At 76.3% G+C, this 25,632-nt stretch carries 24 protein-coding genes; 14 read left to right on the forward strand and 10 right to left on the reverse strand.

Translation table 11 applies throughout. The annotated features are described in order from the left end of the window. Nucleotides 1-106 precede the first annotated feature (106 nt). The 4 genes from ACIF8T_RS01040 (at nucleotide 107) to ACIF8T_RS01055 (ending at nucleotide 7,327) form a co-directional block, all read left to right on the forward strand. On the forward strand, nucleotides 107-2,767 hold the full coding sequence (locus ACIF8T_RS01040) for an alpha/beta fold hydrolase (protein ID WP_400029805.1): 2,661 nt from the start codon (nucleotides 107-109) through the stop codon (nucleotides 2,765-2,767). After that, entirely contained in the window at nucleotides 2,764-3,627 is an 864-nt protein-coding gene (locus ACIF8T_RS01045; RefSeq protein ID WP_400029807.1) for an ABC transporter permease, read from the forward strand. Before ACIF8T_RS01040 ends, ACIF8T_RS01045 begins: the two co-directional genes overlap by 4 nt. 148 nt (nucleotides 3,628-3,775) lie before the next feature. Continuing rightward, nucleotides 3,776-5,293, forward strand: coding sequence for a von Willebrand factor type A domain-containing protein (locus ACIF8T_RS01050; RefSeq protein ID WP_400029809.1), 1,518 nt, complete (start codon nucleotides 3,776-3,778; stop codon nucleotides 5,291-5,293). A gap of 102 nt (nucleotides 5,294-5,395) precedes the next feature. Beyond that, entirely contained in the window at nucleotides 5,396-7,327 is a 1,932-nt protein-coding gene (locus ACIF8T_RS01055) for an AMP-dependent synthetase/ligase (RefSeq protein ID WP_400029811.1), read from the forward strand. A 63-nt stretch (nucleotides 7,328-7,390) separates the two neighbouring features. Here ACIF8T_RS01055 and ACIF8T_RS01060 read toward each other — a convergent pair whose 3' ends face one another. Beyond that, the gene (locus tag ACIF8T_RS01060; RefSeq protein ID WP_400029813.1) at nucleotides 7,391-7,783 is read right to left on the reverse strand and encodes a rodlin; all 393 of its coding nucleotides are present in this window, start codon (nucleotides 7,781-7,783) and stop codon (nucleotides 7,391-7,393) included. Between the two features lie 259 nt (nucleotides 7,784-8,042). Between ACIF8T_RS01060 and ACIF8T_RS01065 the strand changes: the two genes are divergently transcribed. The 4 genes from ACIF8T_RS01065 (at nucleotide 8,043) to ACIF8T_RS01080 (ending at nucleotide 11,267) form a co-directional block, all read left to right on the forward strand. Then, nucleotides 8,043-8,441, forward strand: coding sequence for a rodlin (locus ACIF8T_RS01065; protein WP_400029815.1), 399 nt, complete (start codon nucleotides 8,043-8,045; stop codon nucleotides 8,439-8,441). A gap of 297 nt (nucleotides 8,442-8,738) precedes the next feature. Continuing rightward, nucleotides 8,739-8,966, forward strand: coding sequence for a chaplin (locus tag ACIF8T_RS01070; RefSeq protein ID WP_400029817.1), 228 nt, complete (start codon nucleotides 8,739-8,741; stop codon nucleotides 8,964-8,966). A 106-nt stretch (nucleotides 8,967-9,072) separates the two neighbouring features. Continuing rightward, the gene (locus ACIF8T_RS01075; RefSeq protein WP_400029819.1) at nucleotides 9,073-9,807 is read left to right on the forward strand and encodes a chaplin; all 735 of its coding nucleotides are present in this window, start codon (nucleotides 9,073-9,075) and stop codon (nucleotides 9,805-9,807) included. Nucleotides 9,808-9,989: 182 nt separating this feature from the next. After that, a complete protein-coding gene (locus ACIF8T_RS01080) occupies nucleotides 9,990-11,267 on the forward strand; it encodes a glycoside hydrolase family 26 protein (protein ID WP_400029821.1) in 1,278 nt (425 codons plus the stop codon). A 21-nt stretch (nucleotides 11,268-11,288) separates the two neighbouring features. Here the strand turns inward: ACIF8T_RS01080 and ACIF8T_RS01085 are convergent, their stop codons facing one another. The 8 genes from ACIF8T_RS01085 to ACIF8T_RS01120 are packed head-to-tail and all read right to left on the reverse strand — an operon-like array spanning nucleotide 11,289 to nucleotide 20,754. Continuing rightward, the gene (locus ACIF8T_RS01085; RefSeq protein ID WP_400029823.1) at nucleotides 11,289-12,386 is read right to left on the reverse strand and encodes a GNAT family N-acetyltransferase; all 1,098 of its coding nucleotides are present in this window, start codon (nucleotides 12,384-12,386) and stop codon (nucleotides 11,289-11,291) included. Beyond that, nucleotides 12,383-13,018 (reverse strand): lipopolysaccharide biosynthesis protein, encoded by a 636-nt coding sequence (locus tag ACIF8T_RS01090; protein WP_400029824.1) that lies wholly within the window; start codon nucleotides 13,016-13,018, stop codon nucleotides 12,383-12,385. The genes ACIF8T_RS01085 and ACIF8T_RS01090 overlap by 4 nt, the downstream gene beginning before the upstream one ends. Then, entirely contained in the window at nucleotides 13,015-14,166 is a 1,152-nt protein-coding gene (locus ACIF8T_RS01095; RefSeq protein ID WP_400029826.1) for a glycosyltransferase, read from the reverse strand. Before ACIF8T_RS01095 ends, ACIF8T_RS01090 begins: the two co-directional genes overlap by 4 nt. Then, nucleotides 14,163-14,927 carry a polysaccharide deacetylase family protein gene (locus tag ACIF8T_RS01100; RefSeq protein ID WP_400029828.1) on the reverse strand — a complete coding sequence of 255 codons (765 nt, stop codon included), beginning with the start codon at nucleotides 14,925-14,927 and terminating at the stop codon, nucleotides 14,163-14,165. The genes ACIF8T_RS01095 and ACIF8T_RS01100 overlap by 4 nt, the downstream gene beginning before the upstream one ends. After that, a complete protein-coding gene (locus ACIF8T_RS01105) occupies nucleotides 14,911-16,782 on the reverse strand; it encodes a lipid II flippase MurJ (protein ID WP_400029830.1) in 1,872 nt (623 codons plus the stop codon). Before ACIF8T_RS01105 ends, ACIF8T_RS01100 begins: the two co-directional genes overlap by 17 nt. Further along, nucleotides 16,779-18,164: an O-antigen ligase family protein gene (locus tag ACIF8T_RS01110; RefSeq protein WP_400029832.1), complete on the reverse strand. Its 1,386-nt coding sequence runs from the start codon at nucleotides 18,162-18,164 to the stop codon at nucleotides 16,779-16,781. Before ACIF8T_RS01110 ends, ACIF8T_RS01105 begins: the two co-directional genes overlap by 4 nt. Before the next feature lie 5 nt (nucleotides 18,165-18,169). After that, nucleotides 18,170-19,585, reverse strand: a complete 1,416-nt coding sequence (locus ACIF8T_RS01115; protein WP_400029834.1) for an exopolysaccharide biosynthesis polyprenyl glycosylphosphotransferase — start codon at nucleotides 19,583-19,585, stop codon at nucleotides 18,170-18,172. Further along, complete coding sequence (locus tag ACIF8T_RS01120; protein WP_400029836.1) at nucleotides 19,582-20,754, reverse strand: glycosyltransferase; 1,173 nt, start codon at nucleotides 20,752-20,754, stop codon at nucleotides 19,582-19,584. The genes ACIF8T_RS01115 and ACIF8T_RS01120 overlap by 4 nt, the downstream gene beginning before the upstream one ends. Nucleotides 20,755-21,162: 408 nt before the next feature. Here ACIF8T_RS01120 and chpG point away from each other — a divergent pair, with 408 nt between their 5' ends. The 6 genes from chpG to ACIF8T_RS01150 all read left to right on the forward strand — a co-directional run bounded on the left by chpG (nucleotide 21,163) and on the right by ACIF8T_RS01150 (nucleotide 25,136). Beyond that, entirely contained in the window at nucleotides 21,163-21,402 is a 240-nt protein-coding gene (chpG, locus tag ACIF8T_RS01125; RefSeq protein WP_400029838.1) for a chaplin ChpG, read from the forward strand. Nucleotides 21,403-21,648: 246 nt separating this feature from the next. Next, nucleotides 21,649-22,431 carry a hypothetical protein gene (locus ACIF8T_RS01130; RefSeq protein ID WP_400029840.1) on the forward strand — a complete coding sequence of 261 codons (783 nt, stop codon included), beginning with the start codon at nucleotides 21,649-21,651 and terminating at the stop codon, nucleotides 22,429-22,431. A 199-nt stretch (nucleotides 22,432-22,630) separates the two neighbouring features. Next, the gene (locus ACIF8T_RS01135; protein WP_400031440.1) at nucleotides 22,631-22,915 is read left to right on the forward strand and encodes a hypothetical protein; all 285 of its coding nucleotides are present in this window, start codon (nucleotides 22,631-22,633) and stop codon (nucleotides 22,913-22,915) included. Between the two features lie 173 nt (nucleotides 22,916-23,088). Then, complete coding sequence (locus tag ACIF8T_RS01140) at nucleotides 23,089-23,607, forward strand: hypothetical protein (protein WP_400029842.1); 519 nt, start codon at nucleotides 23,089-23,091, stop codon at nucleotides 23,605-23,607. A gap of 127 nt (nucleotides 23,608-23,734) precedes the next feature. Beyond that, nucleotides 23,735-24,286, forward strand: coding sequence for a tyrosinase family oxidase copper chaperone (locus ACIF8T_RS01145; protein ID WP_400029844.1), 552 nt, complete (start codon nucleotides 23,735-23,737; stop codon nucleotides 24,284-24,286). Next, nucleotides 24,270-25,136, forward strand: a complete 867-nt coding sequence (locus ACIF8T_RS01150; protein WP_400029846.1) for a tyrosinase family protein — start codon at nucleotides 24,270-24,272, stop codon at nucleotides 25,134-25,136. The genes ACIF8T_RS01145 and ACIF8T_RS01150 overlap by 17 nt, the downstream gene beginning before the upstream one ends. A 126-nt stretch (nucleotides 25,137-25,262) precedes the next feature. Here the strand turns inward: ACIF8T_RS01150 and ACIF8T_RS01155 are convergent, their stop codons facing one another. Beyond that, entirely contained in the window at nucleotides 25,263-25,577 is a 315-nt protein-coding gene (locus ACIF8T_RS01155; RefSeq protein WP_400029848.1) for a chaplin, read from the reverse strand. Nucleotides 25,578-25,632: the final 55 nt, after the last annotated feature.

Consider the following 25,632-nt stretch of genomic DNA (forward strand, 5'->3'; position numbering starts at 1 on the left):
ACCACGGACGCGGTACGGGACGGCCCGCGTGTACGCCTGGGGGAGGGGTCACGGTTCGGTCTCCGGTCGACATCTCCCCGACAGGTTGACCCCGTACCGTTGACGCATGGATCTTCGACTGCCCGCGCTGCGGGGGCCGCTGCGACGGCGGCCGCGACGGCTGGCCGCCGCCGTGGCCGCCGTCGCCGTGCTCGCCGGCGCCGGTACCTGGACGGCCGCCGCCTCCGACGAGGTGCCTCCCGTGCACCGCGCCGACCGGGTCGTGGCCGTGGGCGACGGGGTGCGCATCGACACCTCGTACTTCACCGCCGGCCCGGACGGCCGCCGCCCCGCCGTCCTGCTCGGGCACGGCTTCGGCGGCAGCAAGGACGACGTACGGCAGCAGGCCGAGGACCTCGCCCGGGACGGGTACGCGGTCCTGACCTGGTCGGCGCGCGGCTTCGGCAAGTCCACGGGCCGCATCGGCCTGAACGACCCCGAGGGCGAGGTCGCCGACGTCTCGAAGCTGATCGACTGGCTCGCCGAGCGGCCCGAGGTCGAGCTGGACGAGCCCGGCGACCCCCGGGTGGGCATGTCCGGCGCCTCGTACGGCGGCGCGATCGCCCTGCTGGGCGCGGGCCACGACGACCGGGTGGACGCCATCGCCCCCGCCGTCACGTACTGGAACCTCGCCGACGCGCTCTTCCCGAACGGCGTGTTCAAGAAGCTGTGGGCGGGCATCTTCGTCAACTCCGGCGGCGGCTGCGCGAAGTTCGAGCCGGAGCTGTGCCGGATGTACGAGCGGGTCGCCGAGTCCGGCGAGCCCGACCCCGAGGCGCGCGAGCTGCTGGAGGAGCGCTCGCCGTCGGCGGTCGGCGACCGGATCGAGGTGCCCACCCTGCTGGTGCAGGGCCAGTCCGACTCCCTCTTCCCGCTCGACCAGGCGGACCGGGCGGCCCGGGCGATCCGCGCCAACGGCGCCCCCGTCGACGTCGACTGGATCGCGGGCGGCCACGACGGCGGCGACATGGAGACGGACCGCGTCCAGACCCGCGTACGCGCCTGGTTCGACCGGTACCTCAAGGACGACGAGGGCGCCGCCACCGGCGCCGGCTTCCGCGTCACCCGCACCCTGGGCACCGGCACCGGCGACGGCGAGCCCCGGCTGAGCGGCGTCACCGCGGACCGCTACCCGGGCCTGACCAGCGGGACGCGCCCGGTCGCCCTGGCCGGCCGCGAGCAGAGCTTCGCCAACCCGGCCGGCGCCGGTCCGCCCGGCGTCTCCTCCCTGCCCGGCCTCGGCGGCGCCGGCGGCCTCTCCCAGCTCTCCACGCTCGGCATCGGCGTGTCCCTCGACTTCCCCGGCCAGTTCGCCGCCTTCGAGTCGGCGCCGCTGCGCGACGACCTCCGGATCACCGGCTCGCCCACCGTGACGGTGCGCGTGAAGTCCACCAGCGAGGACGCCGTCCTCTTCGCCAAGCTCTACGACGTCGGCCCCGGCGACGGCCGGTCGGCGGTGCTGCCCTCCCAGCTGGTGACGCCCGTCCGCGTCGAGGGCGCCGGCGCCGGCAAGGACGTCACGATCACCCTGCCGGCCGTCGACCACCGGCTGGACGACGGCCACCGCCTGCGCCTGGTCCTCGCCTCCACCGACCTCGCCTACGCCTCCCCGACGAGCCCGGCGACCTACACCGTCTCCCTCAAGGGCGACCTGACGGTGCCGAGCGCGCTCGGCACGTCGGACGCGGACAGCACGCTGCCCGCCTGGGTGTGGTGGCTGCCCCTGGCCGGCGCGGGCGTCGCGCTCGCCCTGGTGCTGACCGGCCGGCGCCGCACGGTGGCCCCCGCCCCGCCCGACCCCGCGCTGACCGGCGTGCCGCTGCAGATCACCGGCCTGACCAAGCGGTACGCCAAGTCCACCGACCGGTACGCGGTCAAGGACCTGTCCTTCCGCGTGGAGCAGGGCCAGGTGCTGGGCCTGCTCGGCCCCAACGGCGCGGGCAAGACCACGACCCTGCGCATGCTGATGGGCCTGATCCGGCCCGACGGCGGCGAGATCCGCGTCTTCGGCCACGCCATCCGCCCCGGCGCCCCGGTGCTGTCCCGGGTCGGCGCCTTCGTCGAGGGCGCGGGCTTCCTGCCGCACCTGTCCGGCCGGGAGAACCTGGAGCTGTACTGGCGCGCCACCGGCCGCCCGCCCGAGGACGCCCACCTGGACGAGGCCCTGGAGATCGCCGGTCTCGGCGAGGCCCTGGCCCGCGCGGTGCGCACCTACTCCCAGGGCATGCGCCAGCGCCTGGCCATCGCCCAGGCCATGCTCGGCCTGCCCGACCTGCTCATCCTCGACGAGCCGACCAACGGCCTCGACCCGCCCCAGATCCGCGAGATGCGCGAGGTCATGATCCGGTACGCGGCCGCCGGGCGCACCGTGATCGTCTCCAGCCACCTGCTGGCGGAGGTCGAGCAGACCTGCACGCACCTGGTGGTGATGGACCACGGGCAGCTCGTCCAGGCCGGTCCGGTGGCGGAGATCGTCGGCTCGGGCGACACCCTGCTGGTCGGCACCGCCGCGCCGGTGGACGAGCCGGTCGCGGAGAAGGTCGCCGCCCTGCCGGGCGTGGCCTCCGCCGTGCGCACCGACGAGGGGCTCCTGGTCCGGCTCGGCGCCGACGGCACCGCGCGGCGCCTGGTCGCCGACCTCGTCCGGCTGGAGGTGCCCGTGGAGTCGGTCGGGCCCCACCGCCGCCTGGAGGACGCCTTCCTCACCCTGATCGGAGCCGAAGCATGAGCACGCTCACCGAGCGGACCGAGGTGGCGTCCGGCTACCGGGCGGGCCGCACCCTGCCCCTGCGGGTCGAGCTGGTCCGCCAGCTGAAGCGGCGGCGCACCCTCGTCATGGGCGGGGTGCTGTTCGCCCTGCCGGTCGTCCTGCTCGTCGCCTTCCAGATCGGCGGCGAACCGGGCCAGGGCAACGACCGGGTCAACCTCATGGACACGGCGACCGCGTCCGGGGCCAACTTCGCCGCGGTCAACCTCTTCGCCTCCGCGGGCTTCCTGCTCGTCATCCCCGTCGCGCTGTTCTGCGGGGACACCGTCGCCTCCGAGGCGAGCTGGTCGTCGCTGCGCTACCTGCTCGCCGCCCCGGTGCCGCGCGCCCGCCTGCTGTGGTCCAAGCTCGTCGTCGGGCTTGGGCTCAGCCTGGCCGCCCTGGTCCTGCTGCCGGCCGTCGCCCTGGCCGTCGGCACGGCCGCGTACGGCTGGGGCCCGCTCCAGCTGCCCACCGGCGGCACCCTGCCGACCGGTACCGCCGCGACGCGCCTGCTGATCGTCACGGCGTACATCATGGTGTCCCAACTGGTCACCGCCGCCCTGGCGTTCTGGCTGTCGACCCGGACGGACGCGCCGCTGGGCGCGGTCGGCGGCGCCGTGTTCCTGACCATCATCGGCAACGTGCTCGACGAGGTCACCGCGCTCGGCGACTGGCGGCACTTCCTGCCGGCGCACTGGCAGTACGCCTGGCTCGACGCCGTCCAACCGCGCCTGCAGTGGACGGACATGATCCAGGGCACGGCCCTGTCGGTCACGTACGCGCTGGTGCTGTTCGCGCTGGCCTTCCGCGGTTTCGCCCGCAAGGACGTCGTGTCGTAGGTCACCGGAGGGTCACCCACCGGTCTCGGCGCGCCGCCTCCGTGGCCGCTCCGCAACCCGTCCGCAACGTCCCGTGCCGCACGTTCCGGCCCCCCGCGCCGTCACAGTCGCAGGAGAACCGCACCGACGGACCGAGGGGGCACGGACGATGGAGAGGCACGAGCGGAACCGGACCCGGCGACTGCGCGACGCGCTGCTCGCCCTGACGACGGCGGGCGGCCTGCTGCTCACCGCGTGCACCGCGGGGGGCGGCGGCGACGGGCCCGGGGCGGGCGGCACCGCCCACGGCTCCCGGCCGGCCCCCGCCCCGGCCCGCACCGACGAGGAGGACGTCCCGCCGCGGGCGCCCGAGGACCACCTGTCCACCTTCGCCCTCGACGTGGACACCGCCTCCTACGGCTACGCCCGCCGCGCCCTGGCCGAGGGCCGGCTGCCCGACCCGTCGACGGTGCGGCCCGAGGAGTTCGTCAACAGCTTCCGCCAGGACTACCCGCGCCCCGGCGGCGACGGCTTCACGGTCACCGTCGACGGCGCCCGCACCGACCGGCACGGCTGGTCCCTGGTCCGCGTCGGCCTGGCCACCCGGCCCGGCGCGACGCGGGGCGAACGCCCGCCCGCCGCCCTCACCTTCGTCGTCGACGTCTCGGGCTCCATGGCCGAACCGGGCCGCCTCGACCTCGCGCAGGAGTCCCTCGCCGTGCTGACGGACCGGCTGCGCGACGACGACTCGGTGGCGATCGTCACCTTCAGCGACGAGGCCAGGACCGTCCTGCCCATGACCCGCCTCGGCGGCCACCGCGACGAGGTCCACGACGCCGTCGGCAGCCTGGAGCCCGCCGACTCCACCGACCTCGGCGCGGGCGTCGAGACCGGCTACGCCACCGCCGTCGAGGGCCTGCGCGAGGGTGCCACCAACCGGGTCGTCCTGGTCTCCGACGCCCTCGCCAACACCGGCGAGACCGACGCGGACGCGATCCTGGAGCGCGTCGCCGACGCCCGCCGCGAACACGGCGTCACCCTCGTCGGCGTCGGCGTCGGCAGCGACTACGGCGACGCCCTGATGGAACGCCTCGCCGACCGCGGCGACGGCCACACCGTCTACGTCTCCGGCCCGGAGGACGCCCGCGAGGTCTTCGGCGAGCAGCTCCCGCGCACCGTCGACCTCACCGCCCGCGACGCCAGGGCCCAGGTCGCCTTCGACCCCGCGACGGTCGCCGAGTTCCGCCTGGTCGGCTACGACGACCGCCGGGTCGCCGACGACGCCTTCCGCGACGACCGCGTCGACGGCGGCGAGGTCGGCCCCGGCCACACCGTCACCGCCCTGTACGCCGTCCGCACCAGGCCGGGCGCCGAGGGCCACCTGGCCACCGCCACCGTCCGCTGGCTCGACCCCGCCACCCGCGCCCCCCGCGAGGAGTCCGGCGCCCTGGAGACCCGTGCCCTGGACGACTCCGTCTGGAGCGCCGGCCACGGCCTGCGGGTCGCGGCCACGGCCGCCTACTTCGCCGACCACCTCCGCGCCCCGCGGGGCGCGGCGAGCCGCCTGCCCGGCGCCCCGACCCTGGACGACCTCGCCGAGCGCGCCGGCGACCTCGCCGCCGCCACGGAGGACGAGGACGTGCGCGAGCTGGCCGAGGCGATCCGCACCGCCCGCCGGCTGGCGTGACCCCCGTCCCATTGACCTTTTCTTACGCATGAGTAAGTTGACTCTGGAGTAAGTAAGTAGGACGGGACAGCACGTCAGCCGCACCGCGACCGGGAGCCGTTCATGGGCGTACGCAGGGATCTGAAACGGGCGAAACAGCGCGCCGACCTGGCGGCCCGCACCCGGATCGAGACCGTCAGGGACGAGCACGGCACCGTACGGGAGGTCCGCGCGGCGCCCCTCGCGCCGCGGCTCGCGACCGGCAGCACCGCCGACATCCCGTTCACCAACGCGGCCGAGGCGCCCGGCGCCGTCGTCCTGCGCCGCGAACGCGGCGGCACCTGGCACCCCGTCACCGCGGCGGCCTTCGCCCGCGAGGTGACCGCCGTCGCCAAGGGGCTGATCGCCGCCGGCCTCGAACCGGGCGGCCGCGTCGCCGTGATGTCCCGCACCCGCTACGAGTGGACGGTCCTGGACTTCGCTATCTGGGCGGCGGGCGGCCGGACCGTCCCCGTCTACGCCACCTCCTCCGCCGACCAGGTGGAGTGGATCGTCCGCGACTCCGGCGCCCGGTACGTCGTCGCCGAGACCGCCGAGAACGCCGCCACCGTCACCGCCGGCACGGCCGCCCTCCCCGACCCCCCGCGCGTCTGGCACCTCGACGGCGGCGCGCTCGACGAGCTCACCGCCCTCGGCCGGGACGTCACGGACGAGGAGGTCACCGAGCGCCGCGCCGCCCTGACCCCCGACACGGTCGCCACCGTCTGCTACACCTCCGGCACCACCGGCCGGCCCAAGGGCTGCGTCCTCACCCACGCCAACCTGCACGCCGAGGCCGCCAACACGGTCGAGCTGCTCCACCCCCTGTTCAAGGAGGTCACCGGCCAGACCGCCTCCACCCTGCTGTTCCTCCCGCTCGCCCACATCCTGGGCCGCACCCTGCAGATCGCCTGCCTGATGGCCCGCATCGAGGTCGGCCACAGCCCGAGCATCAAACCCGCCGACCTCCGCCCCGCCCTCAAGGCGTTCCGCCCGACCTTCCTGGTCGGCGTCCCGTACCTGTTCGAGAAGATCCACGACACCGGCCGCGCCACCGCCGAGAAGATCGGCCGCGGCGCCTCCTTCGAGCGCGCCCACCGCGTCGGCGTCCGCTTCGGCCGGGCGCACCTGGACCGCTTCCTGGGCCGCGGCAAGGGCCCCGGGCCCGGCCTGTACGCCGCCTGGGCGCTGTACGACCTGCTGGTCTACCGCCGGGTCCGCAAGGAGCTCGGCGGCCGCCTGCGGTACGCCATCAGCGGCGGCGGCCCGCTCGACCGCGACCTCAACCTGTTCTTCTACGCGGCCGGCGTCATCGTCTACGAGGGCTACGGACTGACCGAGACCACCGCCGCCGCCACCGTCGTCCCGCCCCTGGCCCCCCGCCCCGGCACGGTCGGCCTGCCCGTCCCCGGCACCGCGGTCCGCATCGCCGACGACGGCGAGGTCCTCGTCCGGGGCGGCATCGTCTTCGGCGCCTACTGGAACGACCCGGCGGCCACGGACGCCGTCCTCACCGACGGCTGGTTCGCCACCGGCGACCTCGGCGCGCTCGACGCGGACGGCTACCTCACCATCACCGGCCGCAAGAAGGACATCATCGTCACCTCCGGCGGCAAGAACGTCTCCCCGGCCGTCCTGGAGGACCGCCTGCGCGGCCGCCCGCCGGTCGGCCAGGTCCTCGTCGTCGGCGACAACCGGCCCTACGTCGGCGCCCTGATCTCCCTCGACCCCGACGCCGTCGCCCACTGGCTGGCGGTCCGCGGACTCCCCGCCGACACCCCGCTGTCCGAGGTCGTCCGCGACCCCCGCATGCGCGCCGACGTCCAGAAGGCCGTCGACCACGCCAACGAGGCCGTCTCGCGCGCCGAGTCGATCCGCGCCTTCGTCCTCGTCGAGGGCGACTTCACCGAGGAGAACGGACTGCTGACCCCGTCCCTGAAGGTGAAGCGCCGCGCGGCCGCGGAGGCGTACGCGGACCAGATCGAGGCCCTGTACGCGTCCGGGCGCCGGACATGACGCGTGCGGGCCCGCCGGGGAGCCGGCGGGCCCGCACGCGTGCCGGGCGTCGGTCCTCGCGCGTCAGTCCTCGGTGTTGGAGGACAGCACCGACACGTCCTCCAGGAAGTGCGCCAGCGCGCCGTCGCGCTTGATCTGCGTGGAGTTCTCGACGCACTGCTGGTTCATGTCGTCGGACAGGATCGGGATGTCCTGGATCGGAACGATGTTGACGACGGGGACGTTGATGTCCTCCAGGCCGATGCACGGCTTGTTGAACGAGCCCTGGATGAGCGCCATCTGCGGGCTCATGTTGCCGTACGTCGCCGAGTTGCCGTAGAACTGCGCGGCGCCGTTGCCGTTGAGGGAGGACGCGCCGCTGTCGTCGCCGATAGCCATCGCCTGGGGGGCCGCGGCGGCGGAGACACCCATGACGGAAGCGGCGATCGCCGCGGTGGCAACAACCTTCTTGATCACTGGCCAGTCCTTTCTGAGGGAACCCCGTCCACCGGAGCGCCTGGAACAACTGCGAGCGCTCCGAGTGGTTTCTCCTCGTCACTCCGTCGGCCCAACCCGTGGACGTTTGTGTGTTCTTGGGCCGAGGTGATGAGCGGCATCGCGACGACGGCGCAGCCAACCGGGTGAATGGCCGCAACCAATCCCCCTGCTTCGTGTTGATGAGTCCGTAGGACATGCGTCGCTACGACATGCGTCGCTACTAGGAAAGGAACGCGAAGTGCTCAAGAAGGCAATGGTCGCCGCGGCGGCCGCCGCTTCTGTCATTGGTATGTCGGTGGCGGCCGCTCCCCAGGCGCTTGCCGTCGGCGACGACTCCGGGCCGTCCTCGGCCAACGGCAACGGTGCCTCGTCCTCGTTCGGCAACTCGGCGACCGACGGCGACATGAGCCCGCAGCTCTCGCTGGTCGACGGCACGCTCAACAAGCCGTGCGTGGCCCTGGAGGACATCAACGTCCCCGTCGTCAACATCGTTCCGATCCAGGACATCCCGATCCTGTCGGACGACCTGAACCAGCAGTGCGCCGACAACTCCACCCAGGCCAAGCGGGACGGCGCCCTGTCGCACATCCTGGAGGACCTGGCGGTTCTGTCGGCGAACGGCGAGTCGGACGACTGACGAGCCGGGCAATCGTTCACCGTCTCCCGGGCGGTCCGCTGGGTTCCCTGCGGGCCGCCCGGTGGCGCGTCCGGCAGGCGTTCCCACCGGGTGACGGAACGCATCATTGCATCGTGTGGGCTACGGCGCCGACGCAATGGGGGGCGTTCGGGTGAATTCGGCGGGGTCGCACGTTCTTCAGTTTCCTCCGCCGTCAATTTCTCGTTGTGCAGGCTGCAGGTCATGGTGCGAGCCGTTCAAGTTGTGCTCGCTCGGTTTCGGCCGTCAAAGGGCATGACCGCAGAGAAGGGAAAATTCATGAAGAAGAGCGCTGCTGCCGTCGCGGGCGCGATCATGGCGCTGGGCATGGCCGCCCCGGCCGTCGCCGACTCCGGTGCGACCGGTGCCGCAGCCCATTCCCCGGGCGTCCTCTCCGGCAACGTGATCCAGATCCCGGTGCACATCCCCATCAACGTGTGCGGCAACACCGTGGACGTCATCGCCGCCCTGAACCCGGCGTTCGGCAACCAGTGCGAGAACGACTGACGACGTTCCCGCCCCGGCCGTACGGCTGCGTCATGGCCGGCCTTGGACAACTCCGTTGCTTCCAGGGCCGGCTTTTCCCACTTCTCCCAGCAGGAAGACAACGAGATTGCGACAGACCCTGAGCAGGGGAATGCTCGCGGCCGCGGCCGCGACGAGCATGCTGTCTCTGTGCGGTGGTGCCGCCGTCGCCGACTCCGACGCGAGCGCAGCGGCCCGGAACTCGCCGGGCGCCGTGTCCGGCAACGACGTCCAGATCCCCGTCGAGGTGCCGGTGAACGCCTGCGGCAACTCCGTCGACGTGGCGGCCGTGCTCAACCCGGCGTTCGGCAACTCCTGTGCGCACGAGGCACACGGCCCGAAGGACGGTTCCCGCGGCACGCCCCACGGCGACGACCCCGGATACGGGGACGACTCCGGGTACGGGGACGACTCCGGGTACGGGGACGACTCCGGGTACGGAGAGGACGACGGCGGATACGGAGACGGCGGATACGGCGACGGCGGGTACGGCGAGACTCCGCCGACGAAGCCGCCGACCACCCCGCCGACGAAGCCGCCGACCACCCCGCCGACGAAGCCGCCGACCACCCCGCCGACGAAGCCGCCGACCACCCCGCCCACCACGACCCCTCCCGGCGGGGAGACCACGCCTCCGGGCGGCGGTCAGACGACTCCGCCTCCCGGTGGTCACCACACGCCCCCGCCCGGGGGCGAGCACCAGTCGCCGTCCCTTCCCGAGACCGGCGCCGAGGCCATGCTCGGGGCCACGGCCGCCAGTGCCGCGCTGATCGCGGGCGGGGCCGTGCTGTACCGGCGGGGCCGCACCGCGTCCCGCAGGTAGCGCGCCGGGTGCCGGACGCCTCGCGTCCGGCACCCGTGCCCCGGCCGCCCCGATACGCGCCCGCCCCTCCCCGCGGTCCGTCCACCCGGCTGCCGTAGCCGCGGTGGCGCCCCGGCCGCCCGTATGACTGAGTGTCAGTAACGGGACGCCACAAGGCACTCGCGCGCAGGAGGGAGCAGGGCATGGCCCCACAGCAGCGCCGGATCCGGGCTCGACGACCGGCCCGCGTCGCGGCGGCGGCCGCCGCGACGGCCGCCCTGGTCGCCGGTCCGGGGGCCACCGCGGGCGCCCGGACCGCCGACCCACCCGCACCGGGCCCCGAGATCCCGGCACCCGTGACTCCGGCGCCCGCGGGTCCCGCTCCCGTGAGCCCCGCTCCCACCGGCTCCGCCCCGGTGGGCCCGGCGCCCACGGACGCGCCCCGGGAAGGGCCCGCCTTCGGCGCCTACCTCCACTACGGCGCCCCCGGCGTCGACCGGATCGCCGAGTTCGGGCGCTGGCTGGGCGGTGCCGAGCCGCGCGTCGCCCACACCTACCTGCCCGGGGACCTGTGGAGCAACATCGAGGGCGCTCCCGGCTTCCTGGACGTGTGGGCCGACTGGCGCAGGGCGCGGGACGACCGGATGTTCGTCCTCAACGTGCCCATGCTGGAGCGCAACGAGGAGGGCCTGTCCGACGACGAGGTGCGCCGGCTGCTGCGCGAGGGCGCCGCCGGACGCCACGACCACCACTTCCGCGCGCTCGCCGAGCGGCTGGTCGACCTGCGGGTGCCGGACACGGTCCTCGTGCTCGGCTGGGAGATGAACGGCATCACGTACACCCACCGCTGCGGCCCGGACCCGGCGGCCTGGAAGGCGTACTGGAACCGGATCGTCGCCGCCATGCGCGCGGTGCCGGGCCAGCGGTTCCGGTTCGACTTCACGCCGTCCCGCGGCCGGGACGCCGTCCCGTGGACGGAGTGCTACCCGGGGGACGACACGGTCGACGTCATCGGGATGGACGCGTACGACCAGCCGGAGGGCATGCCGTTCGACGAGCAGGTGACGGAACCCTACGGGCTGCGGCACCACGTGGACTTCGCCCGGGCCCACGGCAAGCCCGTCTCCTACCCGGAGTGGGGGCTCTTCCGCAACGGCGACAACCCGGAGTACATGCGGCGGATGCTCGCGTGGATGGACGAGCACGAGCCGCTCTACCACACGCTGACCGACTACTGCCCGCACGGGGTGTGGCAGTGCGGGAGCAATCCCGAGGCGTCCGCGGTCTACCGGTCCGTGCTCTTCGGGCGCACTGGCGGACCGCCGCCGGACCCGGCCGGCCCGCCCGCCCCGCCCGCCGGGCCGGCCGCGCCCGTGCCGCCGCTCCCGCCGGTCTGTTCGCCGCCGGGCCTCGGCGAGTGGTTCCAGCAGTGGCTCGGCGGGCTGTGCACCCGCGCGTACGGGTGGCTGCGGAGCCGGTAGCGCCCCCGCGCGGCGGGCCGGTCAGGACCCGCCGCCGCGTGCGCGGACGAGGCGCACCAGCTCCTTGCCCCGGTGGCGGACCGCGACGTCGCACAGGGCCGCCGACAGCAGGGGCGCGGTGCGCCGCCGGGCCAGCAGCAGGCGCTGGTTGACCACGGTCCGCGGACGCCAGTGATGCTTGTAGGGCTCGTCGCCGCGCAGCAGGCTCAGCGCGCCGTGCGCGCCGCCCTTGGTGTGCGCGGCGAGGGCGTCGAGCAGTATCACCGCCACGTCCGCCTTGCGTTCCCGCAGGCCGGGGTGGGCGCCGTACAGGTAACCGCCCGCCAGTAGCGGCGACATCAGGGCCACGTCCACGGCCACCACCTCGTCGTCGAGCGCGAACTCGGTGACCACCGCGTCCCCGGAGCGCGCCATCGCCCCGACCGACCGCACCAGGTGGTCGCCGAACCGCGGCCGCAGGTGCTCCGGCGTCACCTTCCGCCCCTGCCACTGCAACCGGTGCAGGGCGAGCAGCCGCCGCAGGGCCGCGTCCGTCTCGTCGGGCCGCACGACCCGGCGCCGGACGCCGAGCGCATCCAGCCGGCGCAGCTGGGCGCGGACCCGCTGCTGGGCCTTGGCCGACGGCAGCCGGGCGACCAGCTCGTCCATGGGGACGGCGGGCAGCTCCAGGCAGGGGGAGCCGGCCACCCGGCGGCGCGGTCCGTGCCAGCGGGCCCAGACCCGTTCGGCGGCGCCGCCGGGCCGGACCTCGCGCAGGTCGATCAGCGCGGTGCGGGCGGCGGCCGACAGCGCCTCGGTGAGCGCGGCCACCGCGGGCTCCCCGCGCCCGTCGTCCACCAGGACGTCGGCGTGGTCGGAGACCGCCCCGCCGAGCGGCACCAGCGCGGGCAGCGGACCCGTCACGCGCATCAGCGGCGCGGCGGCCACGAGGTCCGGGCCGTCGCGCACCAGCAGCAGCCGCAGCCGGCCGCGCCCGCCGTACGACAGCCACCACGAGTGCAGCCAGGCGTGGCTCTGGAACGGGGTGGCGGTGGAGCACCGCCGGTACAGCCGCGTCCAGTCGGCGGCGAGCGCGGCGAACGCGCGCTCCTCGGTGACCAGTTCGGCGGTGTACGTCACGGCTGCCCGTACGCGTCGGCGGCGGCCGGGCCGGGCACGGTCGGCCGTCCCGGCTCCCGCGCGTCCCGCCGCGGCCGGACCAGGAGGGCGAGCCCGCCCAGCAGGCCGCCCGCGCCGGCCCCGACCAGGCCCGTCACCTCCGGTGACGCGGACGACGGCTCGGTGGGACGGGTCGCGCGGGCGAACTGCCGGAGCTCGACGCGGGTGGTGTCCTCGGCGGCGCCCGCGTGCCGGGTCAGGGCGCGCGAGACCGCGTCGGCCATGGCGGCGGCGAGGCCGGGGCGGGTGGAGGTCGCGGTGACGGCCACCATCGGGGCGTCCGGCGAGGTCGCCGTCCGCACGCTCTCCTTCAGCGTCCGCACCGGCACGCCCGCCCCCGCCTGGGCGTCGCCGAGCACGGCGAGCTGGGTGGCGACCCGGCCGTAGGCCTGCGCGAAACCGAGCGCGGTGGCCGGGTCGGACCGCTCCGTCGGCACGGCGACGACGTAGCTGGTGGCGGTGTACACCGGCGGCCTGACCATGCCGTACGTGCCGCCGAGCAGGCCGCCGGCGAGGACGCCGGCCGCGAGCAGCGACCAGGGGGGAAGCGACTTGGGGCGGGCCGGGGCGGGGGCGGTCGGGATCTGGGTCATGCGGAACTGACTCCCTGGGGTGACGGGGACGACGACGGCGCGACGGCGGCCGCGTACACGTCCATGAGCTGGGCGGCGCTGCGGGTGATGCAGTAGTGGCGGGCTGCGTCGGGCGCGGTGCGCGGCCCCGGGACCCGCCGCCGTACGCCGGCCAGCGCGCGGGCGAACTCCTCGGGGCCGCCGGTCACCCGCCGGGCGGCGGGCGCGGCCCCGGCCGGCAGGTCCTCCAGGGCGGGGCAGGAGGCGTACAGCACCGGCAGTCCCGCCGCCAGCGCCTCCACCACCGCCAGGCCGAAGGCCTCCTCCGGGGACGGGGAGGCGAGCACGTCCATCGCGGCGGTCAGCGACGGCAGGTCGGGGCCCGGCGAGCCGTCGGGCAGGCCGGGGCGCTCCCCGGTGAACAGCACCCGGCCGGCGATCCCGGCCTCGCGCGCGGTGCGCCGGAGGGCGGCCTCCTCCGGTCCGCCGCCGACGAGCAGCAGCCGGACGTCGCCGGGCAGCAGGGCCACGGCCCGGACCAGGTCGCCGAAGCGCTTGCCGGCCGTGAGACGGCCGACGCCGCCGACGACGTACGCGCCGTCCGGCAGGCCCAGGCGGCGGCGGGTCTCCTGGCGGCGGGCCGGGTCGAAGCGGAAGCGGGCCAGGTCGATCCCGTTGGGGACGACCGCGATCCGGGATTCCGGCACGCCCCAGCGCCTCAGCCGCCCGGCGACCGTCGGGGAGACGGCGACCGTGGTGCGGCCCAGGCGCTCGCCGGCCAGGTACAGGGCGCGCACGCCCGGGCCGAGCGGGCGGCCCTCCGTCTGCGAGGCGCCGAGGGAGTGCTCGGTGGCGACGACCGCGCGCACGCCCGCGAGCCGCGCGGCCAGCCGGCCGTACAGGCAGGCGCGGTACAGGTGGGTGTGCACCAGGTCGTAGCCGCCCGCGCGGACGACCCGCACCAGGCGGGGCAGGGCGGTGAGGTCCCGGTTGCCGGCCATGCCGAGGTGGACCACCCGTACGCCGTCGGCGGCCAGCCCGTCGGCGACCGGGCCCGGGTCGGTGAGCGTCACGACGTCGCACGCCACGGGCAGGTGCCGCAGCAGCAGCCGCAGTTGCAGCTCGGCGCCGCCGACGTTGAGGCCGGTGATGACGTGCAGGACCCTCACCGGCGCCGTCCCGCGGGGCGGCGGCGCAGCCCGTGCAGCCGGTACTTCAGGAAGAGCCGGACCGCGTGGTCGCGTTCGTCGATGTGCGCCCGGGGCAGGGCGAACGGGCCGGTGAGCGGCCCGGGGTCGATGGCGCAGGCGTATCCGTACCCGGCGTCCCGCACGGCGGCGACCGCGCGCCGGTCGACCGTCCCGTACGGGTAGCAGAACCCGTCGACCGGTGTGCCGGTCAGCTCCGCGAGCACCGCCCTGCTCCCGGCCGCCTCGGCCCGCAGCGCGGCGTCGTCCGCCCGGGTCAGGTCGACGTGGGTCAGGCCGTGCGAGCCGATCTCCACGCCCTCGGCGGCCGCGTGCCGGACGCCGTCCGCGGTCAGCAGCGGCTTGCGCGGGCCCAGCGGGTCCCAGGCGTTGTCGCCGCCGAGCCGGCCCGCCAGGACGAACAGGGTGGCGCCGCAGCCCCGGCGGCGCAGCACGGGCAGCGCCTCGGTGACGAAGTCGGCGTACCCGTCGTCGAAGGTGAGCCCGACCAGGTCCCGGCCGGCGCCCCGCGCGCGGGCGGCGAGCAGCTCGGCCACGGACACGCCGCGCAGCCCGTGCCGCCGCAGCCAGGCGAGCTGCCGGTCGAGACGCCCGGGCGTGACGGTGATGCGGTAGGGGTCGGCCGAGCGGTCGCCCACGGAGTGGTACATCGCCACGAACGGGAGCGGGCCGTCCGGTCCGGGACGGGCGCCGGTGGCGCTGCGGTCAACGGATGTCGCCATGGGGGGCCTTCCGGGTGACGGAACGGGGGGAACGGGGGGAACGGAGGAAACGGAACGAGCCGGTGCGCAGGGCGCGCAGGGAGCGGAGCGCGAGGACGCAGCCCTGGTCGCCCAGGCACCGGCCGAGCAGGACGAAGACGGCGAGGACGGCGGCGGAGCCGGCCGCCAGGCCGGGCAGCGGCGCGTCCGCGAGGCCCGCCGCGCCCGCGCCCGCGAGCGCGGCGGCGGCGGCCGCCGGCACCGGCCTGCCCACCTCGGCCAGCACCCGCCGGGTGCGGACCGGGACGGCGCGCGGCCCGCCGCGTCCGGTGTTCGTCCCGGCCAGCAGCAGGGCGGCCGTGACGGTGATGCCGGCGGCGTTCGCGGCGGCGATCCCCGACACGCCCCAGAAGCCCACCGTCCAGGCGCCCAGCCACGCGGTGACGGCCAGGCCCGCGGCCATCGCGGCGAGCGGGTACCAGGTGGGCCGGCCCGCCGAGAAGTACGAGCGCACGAGCGCGCCGACCAGGGTCTGGGCGAGCAGCCCGAGGGCGTACACGCGCATCACCCCGGCGGTGGCCGCCGTGTCCGTACCGGTGAACGCGCCGCGCTGGAACAGGAGCTCGACGAGCTGCGGGGCGCAGGCGACGACACCCGCCGTGCCGAGCAGCACCAGGGAGGCGGCGAGCGCCAGGTCCCGCTCCACCCGGGCCCGGGCCCGTCCGGTGTCGCCCTCGGCCAGCGCCCGCGCCACCACCGGGAAGGTGACGGTGCACAGCATCAGCGAGAGGGTCATCGGGATCTGGGCCACCTTCTGCGCGTAGTTCAGGTGCGAGATGGCTCCGGAGGGCAGGGCCGAGCCGAGGAACCGTTCGACGAGGACCTGCGACTGGCGGCACAGCGCGAAGAGCAGGACGGTGGACAGGACGGCCAGGCCCATCGCCCGGTCGCCGTCCCCGCCGCCCGGCCCGGCCGGGGCCTTGCGCCGCATCTGCCGCCCCAGCGACGGCAGTTGGGCGAGGACCATCAGGCAGCCGCCCGCCGCGACCCCGGCCGCCGCCGCCCGCACGCCCCAGCGCCCGCCGAACGCCAGCATCACGGCGATGAGGGCGGTGTTGTAGGCGACGTAGATGGCCGCAGGCGCCAGGAAGCGGCGGTGCGCGCGCAGGGCCGCGCTGCAGTACCCCGCCAGGCCGAAGCTCAGCACCGAGGTCGCGGTGAGCCGGGTGCAGTCCACCGCGAGGGCGGGGTCGGGCAGCCCGGGGGCGAGCGCTTCGACCAGGTACGGGGCGGCCGCGGCGATCAGCGCCGAGGCCGCCGCGAAGGCCAGCAGCAGCCGGGGGAGGGTGCGGGCGACCAGCGCGCGGACCGGGTCGCCGGGCGCGCCCCGCGCCCGCCGCGCCAGGGCGAGGCTGAACGCCGGGATCAACGCGAAGGCCAGCCCGTCCTCGATGAGCAGCGTGGCGGCGAACTCCGGCACCGTCCACGCCACCAGGAAGGCGTCCGTCTCCCGCCCGGCCCCGAACAGCCGGGCCAGCGCCTGGTCCCGCGCCAGCCCCAGCACGGCCCCCGCGACGGACAGCACGGCGGTGACCAGCGTGGCCCGGGCGAGGAAGCCCCGGGGGGCGAGACCGGCGTGGTCCTCGGAAGCGGGGAGCTGCCGGCCGGTGGGTTCCCCGGCGGGCGAGGGGCGCCGACCGGCGCGGTCCCCGCGAGCCGGGAGCCGGGGGCCGGCGGGCTCCCCGGAAACCGGAGGCCGCCGGCCGGCGCCGGTGCGGTCCCCGGGGCCCGGGAGCCGCCGCGGCGCATCCGCCTCGCCCTCGGCGACCGGAGGCTCCTGAGGCGTCCCCGCGGCCCGGGGCGGCGTCACCGTCATCGCGTCCCGGCCTCCCCCGAGGCGCCGCGCACGGCCGCCCCGGCGTGACCCGGTACGGGGGCCCCGGCCGGTTCCGGCACGGAGGACGGGACCGCCCCGCCCCCGCCCACCAGCGCCCACCAGGCCACCAGCCCCAGCGACACCGCCGTCAGCACGGTCGACCGCCCCCCGATGTCGGCGTACGCGAAGTCCGTCAGGTGCCACAGCAGCAGCCCGCACGCGACGAGCCCGCAGTCCAGCCCCGGTCCGGCCCGCCGCACCCGGGCCAGCCCGCGCACCGCGCACACCAGCAGCGCCAGCCAGCTCCCCGTCAGGGCGAGCAGGCCGATCAGCCCCTGCTCGGCCAGGACCAGCAGGTACATGTTGTGCGGGGACAGCAGCGGCTGCCTGCGGAAGCCCGCGCCCGCGCCGGCCGTGTCGCTGCCCGAGGACAGCGCCAGCGAGGCGTGGGCGTCCCGGTGTTCGGGAAAGCCCTTCAGGCCGACACCGGTCAGGGGCCGCTCGCGCCACATGCCGGCCGCCGCCGCCCACATCGTGTACCGGTCGGTCACCGACCGGTCGGGCGCGTCCGCGACCCGCGTGATGCTGTCCACCCGCTCCTGCAGCCGGGCCGTGCCCACCCCGAAGCCGCCCACCAGCACCACGGCCGCCGCGACCAGCGCGGCCCCCACCCGCAGGGCCCGCCGCACCCCGGCCAGCAGGAGCTGCGCCCCGCACGTGACGGCCGTCGCGATCCACGCCCCCCGGCTGAACGACAGCGCGAGCGGCACCAGCAGCACCAGCGCGCAGCCGGCCGCGAGCACCCGCCGGCGCGCCGGCCCCCCGCCCAGGGCGAGCCCGACCGCGCACACCACGCCCAGGGAGACGACCGTCGCCATCCCCATCACGTCCTGCGCCCCGAACGTGCCGACCGCCCGGATCGGCCGGCCCTCGTACGAGGCCCCGGTCCCGGTGACGTACTGGTGCGCCCCGACGGCCCCCTGCCACCCGGCCAGGCCCACGAACGCCCAGGCCGGCACCCGGAAGTCGGCCCGGTCCCGGACCAGCAGCAGCACGGCCGCCGGGACCAGCACGAAGACCTGGAGGTAGCGGCCCAAGCCGCTGACCCCGGTCCCCGGCGAGGCCGCCCCGGCCGCGGCGACGGCCGTCCCGACCACGGGCAGCCCCAGCACCAAGGCAGCCGTGCGCGACAGCGGACGCCGCCGGTCCCGCACGAGCCGGACGGCGCAGTACAGCACCACGAGCGCGGAGGCCGCGTCGGCGGGACCCGCGCCGCCCTCCCCGCCCGGCTCCACGGGCAGCGCCAGCAGCGCCACCACGGCCACCAGCGGCAGCACCGGTGCGTACGCCCGGACCCGGACGGCCGGCGGAGCGTGGCCCATGCCGCTCAGCTCCCCGTCGGCCGGACGAGCGCCGCCACCGTGCGCAGCAGGATGCAGACGTCCTGCCACAGCGACCAGTCGTCGATGTAGGCGTTGTCGAAGCGGGCCCGGTCCTCGATCGAGGTGTCGCCGCGCAGCCCGTGGACCTGGGCGAGGCCGGTGATGCCCACCGGCATCCGGTGGCGGGCCGCGTAGCCGGGGTAGGTCCGGCTGAACCGCGTCACGAAGTACGGCCGTTCGGGGCGCGGGCCGACCAGGCTCATGTCGCCCCGGCAGACGTTCCACAGCTGGAGCAGCTCGTCGAGCGAGGTGCGGCGCAGGAAGCGGCAGAACCAGGACATTTGCCGGTCGTCCGCCACGCTCCAGCGGGTCGCCGCCTCGTGCGCGTCGACCGGGCGGTGGGTACGGAACTTCAGCAGCGTGAAGGGCCTGCCGTGCCGGCCGATCCGCTCCTGCCGGAAGACGACGCCCGGCCCCTCGGTGACCCGCAGCAGCACCGCGCACACCAGCAGCAGCGGACCGGCCGCCAGCAGCAGCGCCCCGGACACCGCCACGTCCAGCACGCGTTTGCCGAAGTCGTCGCGCCACTCGGAGCCCATGTCCAGGCGCCGGCAGGGGAACCCCGCGAGCCGGTCGGGGGAGCCGTACGACGGCGAGTCCGCGTCGACCTCCCACACCGTGCACCCCGACGCGGCCAGCGCCCGCAGCAGCGGCCCCTGCCCGGTCCGTACCGACGGGTGCACGGCGAGGACCTCGCGCACCCCGTGCCTGACGAGCGCCCGCTCGATGTCCTCGCCGGTGGTCAGCACGGGCAGTCCGGCGGCGCCGTCCGGGTCGTCGGCGACGATCGCCACCGGCCGGATCCCGTGGCGCGGGTGGCGCAGCACCCCGGCGGCCACGCGCCGCGCGGTCGCGGCGGGCCCGATCACGAGCGCGGCCCGCGGGCGGCGCAGCAGGTCCAGGCGCCGCCGCCGGTACACGGCAGCCCGGCACACCACGCCCGCCGCGCACTGCGCGGCCCAGCCCAGCAGCAGGTCACGGGCGGACAGGGCGTACGGCGGGGCGCACGCGGCGACGAGCGCCCCGAGGGCCAGCCAGACCACCGCGATCCGGCCGCACAGCACGGGCAGTTCGTCCAGCACGCCCGGCACCCGGGAGGCGCGGCGCGGGCGCAGCAGCAGCGAGAGGGCCACCAGCGGCACCGCGAGCAGCGGGCCGCGGCCGGCGGGCGCGAGCGCGCCCGCCAGGGCGGCGGCGGTGTCCGCCACGAGCAGCGGCAGCGGGGACGGGGGCCGCGCCGGGAACCGCCGGGCGGGCGGGCGGGAGTCCGCGGCGGCACGCGGCGGCAGGACCGGGACGGGCCGGCCTGCCCGGCCGGGAGCCTGCCCCGCGGGAGGGGGAACGGTGCTTTCCGCGGTCACGAGGGGACGGACTCCCTGTCGTCGGGGGCGGCGGCCGCGGCGCGGGGACCGCCGAGCAGCTCGCGGTACACGGCCCGGACGGCCCCGGCGGTGTCCCGCACGTCGTGCGAGGACAGCACGTGCCGGCGGCCCTCGCGGCCGAGCCGCGCGCGCAGCCCGGGGTCGAGCAGCAGGGCGGCGACGGCCCCGGCCAGGGCCGCCGGGTCCCGCGGCGGCACCAGGCAGTGCGGCGCGAGCGCGGCCGGCAGGCTCTCCCGGGCGCCGTCCACGTCCGTCACCAGCACGGCCCGCGCGCAGGCCATCGCCTCCAGCGGAGCCAGCGCCATCCCCTCCCACCGCGACGGCAGCACGACCAGGTCGGCGGCCCGGTACCAGGGCACGGGGTCGTCGACGGCCCCGGCGAACCGCACGGACGACGGGGCGAGGTCCCGCAGCCGGGCGCCGTCCGGCCCGTCACCGACCAGCACCAGCCGGGCGTCGGGCACCCTCCGCAGCACCGGCTCCCAGGCCGCCAGCAGGACGTCCTGCCCCTTCTGCCGGCACAGCCGCCCCACACACACCACCAGCGGGGCGTGCGGACCGGCGTCCCCGGGGAGCGCGGCGCGGGCGGGACCGGCGGCGGCCGGGCGGAAGCGGTCCGTGTCGATGCCGTTCGGGACCACCGACCACCGTCCGCGGACCCCGGCCCGCAGTCCCCGGCGGCGTTCCGCCTCGCTCACGCAGACGATCCGGTCCGCCCAGCGCGCCGCCCACCGCTCCCAGCCGGCCGCGAGGGCTCCGGTCACCCCGCCGGCCGCCTCGAACGACCAGGCGTGCGGCTGGAACACGGTCGGGATCCGGCCCCGCACCGCCAGCCGCCCGGCGAGCCCGGCCTTCGCGCTGTGCGCGTGCACCAGGCCGGGCCGGACGTCCGCCAGCACCGCGGCCAGCCGCCGCACCTCCGCGACCAGCGACGGCCCGGGCTCCCGCGCCGCGGCCCAGGGCCGTACGTCCGCGCCCAGCGCCGCCAGCCGCGCGGCCAGGGGCCCGTCGGGGCAGGCCACCGCGACGCACAGGCCGGCGGCGAGCTGGTCCCGCGCCAGGTCCGTCACGACCCGGGCGACCCCGCCGTCCACGGGCTGGGTGAGGTGCAGGACCCGCGGGGGAGGGTCGGTCGTCGACTGGTGCATGCGCGGCTTCCTCGCTCACGGACGGCGCTCGGTAGGGGAGGGAACGCGCCTCACTGCCGGGTGCCGGCGGCGACGAAGAGCGCCTCGGCCCCGATCGCGTTCCGCTGGGGAACGAGCCGGGGGGTCGCCTGGTCACATCCGCGCACACCGGAGTCGCACGACGGGGGCGCGACGGCACCGGCGGGGGTGCGCGGGCGCGCCGGTCGCACGCGTGCGCCGGGTGCGGCGGGACCTGGGCCGTCCGCCGTGCCGACGCGCCGGAACGGGGCGGTGGCGGCGGCGGGGCGGACGCGGACGGCCCCGGCCCACATCACCCCTTTGGCGGCACTACCCGCGCGGACGCGACGCGTTGACACAGCGCCGGGCATCCGCCCGGATGTTTGTGTCAACCCCAAGGAGCACCTCTCCATGTCGCGTATCGCGAAGGGCCTGGTCCTGACCTCCGTCGCCGCCGCCGCGGTGGCGGGCACCGCCGGCATCGCCGCCGCCGACAGCGGCGCCGGGGCCCACGCCGAGCACTCCCCGGGCGTGCTGTCCGGCAACGCCGTGCAGGTCCCGATCCACATCCCGGTCAACGTCTGCGGCAACACCGTCGACATCATCGGCCTGCTGAACCCGGCGTTCGGCAACGAGTGCGCGAACGACTGACGGCGCCTCGACCCCCCTTCACCGGCCGTTCCCCGTGCTGTCCCAGCCGGGGAGCGGCCGGTCGCCGTTGCGCCGAACGGGCGCCTCGGCGGGGGCCCGGCGGACGGGCCCCGCAACCGCCCCCACCAGGGGTGACGGCGCCGCCCCCGCACCGCGGGGGTGACCCGGGGCGGGCGCTCGGTTGCGGAGCGTACGGGGCGCTTCCACGGTGGGCTCAAGATCCGACGCCCACCGAAAGGACCTTCCATGCGTCTGCCCGCCCGTCGCATCGCGACCTCCGCGCTCTGCGCCGCCCTCCTGCTCGGGGTCACCGGGCCGGCCGCCGTCGCCGCGGACGACGACCCGGTCCGCGAGCGCACCCGTGCGGCGTCCCAGGCCCCCCTGCCCGACGCGGACGCGCTGCTCGCGCAGGTCGCCGGCCTGGGCGAACTGGGCGGCGTGCTCACCCCGGTCGCCGGCCTGCTGACGGCCGTGCTGAAGGCGGACGACGGCCGGATCACGCCCGAGGCGGCCACCGAACTGGGCTCCGACGTCAAGGACGCCATCGCCCGGGCGACCGCGGCGGCCCCCACGACCCTGCCGGTGACGACCACGCCCGCCGGCACCACGCCCACCACCGTGACACCGGCCATGCCGGGCCTGACCGCCCCGGTCCTGCCGGGTCTCACCGTCCCCGGCCTCACGGTGCCGGGCATCACGCTGCCCGCCCTGCCCCTGATCCCCGACGGTTCCGAGGTGGCGGACGTACGCGCCAAGGCGCCGGCCGACCTCGTCGCCGAGGCGATGGCCGCTCTGGAGAAGTCGACCGACGCCCTGCTCCAGGCCGTCCTCTCCGGCGACGCGAGCAAGGTCGACCCGGCCGTGGACGAGGTGATGAACAGCGTGGTCGACCTCGTCGCCGCGACGCTGTTCGGCAGCGGCCTGCCGGCCCCGACCATGAACGGCCTGCCGCCGCTGCCGGCCCGGCCCGCCGAGCCGGCGACGTCCGGGCCGGCGGCCCCCGGGCCGGCCGCCCCGCCGTCCTCCTGACGCCCCGGCGCTGCGGCGCCCCACCCGTCGTCGTGCCGCCCGGCCGGGCCGGCACGACGACTTCTTCCCGCCGCACCCTCCATTCGGGTGGGCGGGACGCGTGATTCTTCGGCCTCCGGGGTTTCCGGTCCGGGCGGGGCTCGTTAGGCACGGCGTCGCTGTCCCCCGGGTGACGCGAGTCGCCGAAGAAAGGAAAATGATGAAGTCCCTGAAGGCCGCCGCCCTCGTCGCCGGTTCCCTCGTCGCCGCCGGCGCCGCCGCGCCCGCGTACGCCTACGACCCCGCCGCCCTCACGCCCACCAGCATCAACGGCGCCGTGGACGCGATCGGCAAGATGAAGCGCCTCGACGTGATGCCGCTGAAGCACCAGTCCAACGCCCTCGACACCGAGAACAAGGACTCCGCGCTCAGCACCGTGAAGGAAGCGACCACCACGCTGAACTCCGGCGGCGGCCTGCTCGGCGGTCTCCCGCTGCGGCGCTGACCCCGCCCGGCGCCCGGCGCCCGGGGCGCGCCGGCCCCGCCGCGCGCCTCCCCGCGCCGTCGCTTCGTCGTACTACTCCGGCGATCGGGCGAATTGTGCGCTGGCGCGGATCCCCGGCTCGTTACCCGGTACGCACGCCGAGCTCCGAACCGCCGGAAGGGACCGTACCCGAGATGAAGTCGACCACCCGAGGAACCCTCGCCGCAGCGATCACCTGTGCGGCGGCCGCGGCCGGCGCCGTCGCCGCGAGCCCCGCCGCCGCGGCCGGTACGGTCCCCGTCCCCGTGCCGCTGGGCGGCGTCGAGCGGTCCCTGCACATGGAGCTGCCCCAGGTCACGGGGGAGATCCCGGTCCCGCTGCCGGGCGGGCCCGAGGGGCCGCGGTACGTCGAGGGCCGTCTCCTGCCCGAGCGGGCCGTCCCGCAGCTGCCGGTCAGTGGCGGGCTGCCCGGCGCGGACGTGCGCACCCCCCTGCCGCACGTGCTCGGCGACGACTTCGACCACCTCGCCGTCGACGCGCCCGCCTCGGACGTCAGGACGCTCGCGCCGGGCCTGTCCGTGGACGCCCCGCTCACCGCGCCGAACCCGCGGGCCTTCGGTCTGCCGCGGGCCAAGCTCCCGCAGGCGGGCGTGCTGGCCCCGGCGCTGCAGACGGTGCCGACGGCCGACCTGGGGCTCGGCCCCGGTCTGTAGGGCGTCCCGCGGTACCGCCCGGGGCGGCGGTAGCGGTTCCGGATCTTTTCCGTCCGGCCCCCGCGGTGACCGCTGGGGCCGTCGCGCGGTTAGTCCTGCGGACGAACGAACCGGACGAGGAGCTGTGATGGTGGCCAGCGACGGCGCGATGCCGGTGGAAGCGGAGCCCGGACCGGAAGGCCCGGCGGGGCCGGGGAGACCCGGGCCCGGGCGCGACAGGCGCCGGGCCGTGACGCGCGGGCTGTTCGCCACGGCCCTGGCCGCGGTGCTCGCCCCCGTCGTCGCGGCCTCCCGGCCCCGGCGCGCCGGGGGTCCCGGGCCCGCCGGGCACCCCGGTCCGGGGTCCGCGGAGGAGTCGTTCGCCGAGACGTACCGGGGCCGCCGTATCCGCGGGGTCAAGGGGACGCCCGGACAGCCGGACGGGGGCGTCGGGACGGCGGCGGGCCGGACCGCCGGGCCCGGCCGCTGGCACGTCACCGTGGACGGCCGGCAGCTGCACCTCATGCGCCGCGCCGACGGCTCCTGGCTGAGCGTGGTCGACCACTACGGCTCGTACCCCACGCCCCTGGCGGCGGCCCGCGCCGCCGTCGACGCCCTGCCCCCCGGCCGTCGGCTGCGCGAGGCGGTCCGCCACGGCACGAATCCCGCGCAGGGGGGACACCATGGCGTACGTCCGTAAGGACGTCAGCACGCTCACCGCCGCCGAGAAGCGCCGCTTCGTCAAGGCGCTGCTGACGCTCAAACGCCGCGGCGAGTACGACGAGTTCGTGCGGATGCACATCGAGTACTACACCGCGGACGGCGAAGAGGGGCTGCGCACGGCCCACATGGCGCCCTCCTTCCTGCCGTGGCACCGCCGGTTCGTGCTGGAGCTGGAGACGGCGCTGCGCCGCGTCGACCCGTCGGTGTCCGTGCCGTACTGGGACTGGACGCGCGACCGCACGCCCACCTCCGCGCCCTGGACGGCGGACCTCCTCGGCGGCAACGGGCGGCGCTCCGACCGCCAGGTGACGACCGGGCCGTTCGCCTACCGGGAGGGCGACTGGCCGCTCCGGGAGAACGTGACGGACGAGGAGTACCTCACCCGGGACCTCGGGCGGGCCCGCGACCCGATCGAGCTGCCGACCAGGAGCGACCTGGCGTGGGCGCTGGACGACCCCGTCTACGACACCGCGCCCTGGGACTCCACGGTCCGCGAGGGCTTCCGCAACAAGATCGAGGGGTGGGGGCCCGGGCGGGGCAGCGGCTCGTGGCGCAACCACAACCGCGTGCACCGCTGGGTCGGCGGGGCCATGGTCGGCGGCGCCTCCGTCAACGACCCCGTCTTCTGGCTGCACCACGCCTTCGTCGACCTGCAGTGGTCCCGCTGGCAGCGACGGCACCGGGAGCACCGCTACCTGCCGGCCAGGCCGCCCGCGCCCGGCAGCGACCAGTACCGGCGCGTCGTGGCGCGGCACGAGAAGCTCCCGCCGTGGGACGTGACGCCCGACGAGCTGGAGGACCACAGCCGGATCTACCGGTACGCGTGAACCCGGCACCGGTACGCGCCCGCCCCCCCGGCACGGCCCGTCCCGGCGCACGGGAGAGCCCCGGCGCTCGAGGTGCCGGGGCTCTCCGTCCGCACGGGGGAGCGTACGGGGGCGGGTACGGGGTGGTCAGTTGCCGTAGCCGTTGCCGTTGTGGTGACCGTGGCCGCCGGGGTGGTTCTTGTCGCCGCCGTCCTTGCCGTGGCTTTCGTTGACGCACTGGTTGCCGAAGGCCGGGTTCAGCAGGCCGATGACGTCGACGGTGTTCCCGCACAGGTTGACGGGCACGTGCAGCGGGACCTGGAGGATGTTGCCCGACAGGACACCGGGCGAGTCGACGGCGGCGGCTCCGGCACCCGCGTCCGCCAGGGCCAGACCGGCCCCGCCCATCACCATGGCGCCCGTACCGAGAGCGACCCCGGCTGCCTTCGTGATGCGAGACATCACGTTCTCCTTACTGACTCGGTGAACGCGGCAGCAGGTGGCGCCGCCGCACGGC

This window comes from Streptomyces sp. NPDC085946, from assembly GCF_044540485.1.
GTDB lineage: Bacteria > Actinomycetota > Actinomycetes > Streptomycetales > Streptomycetaceae > Streptomyces.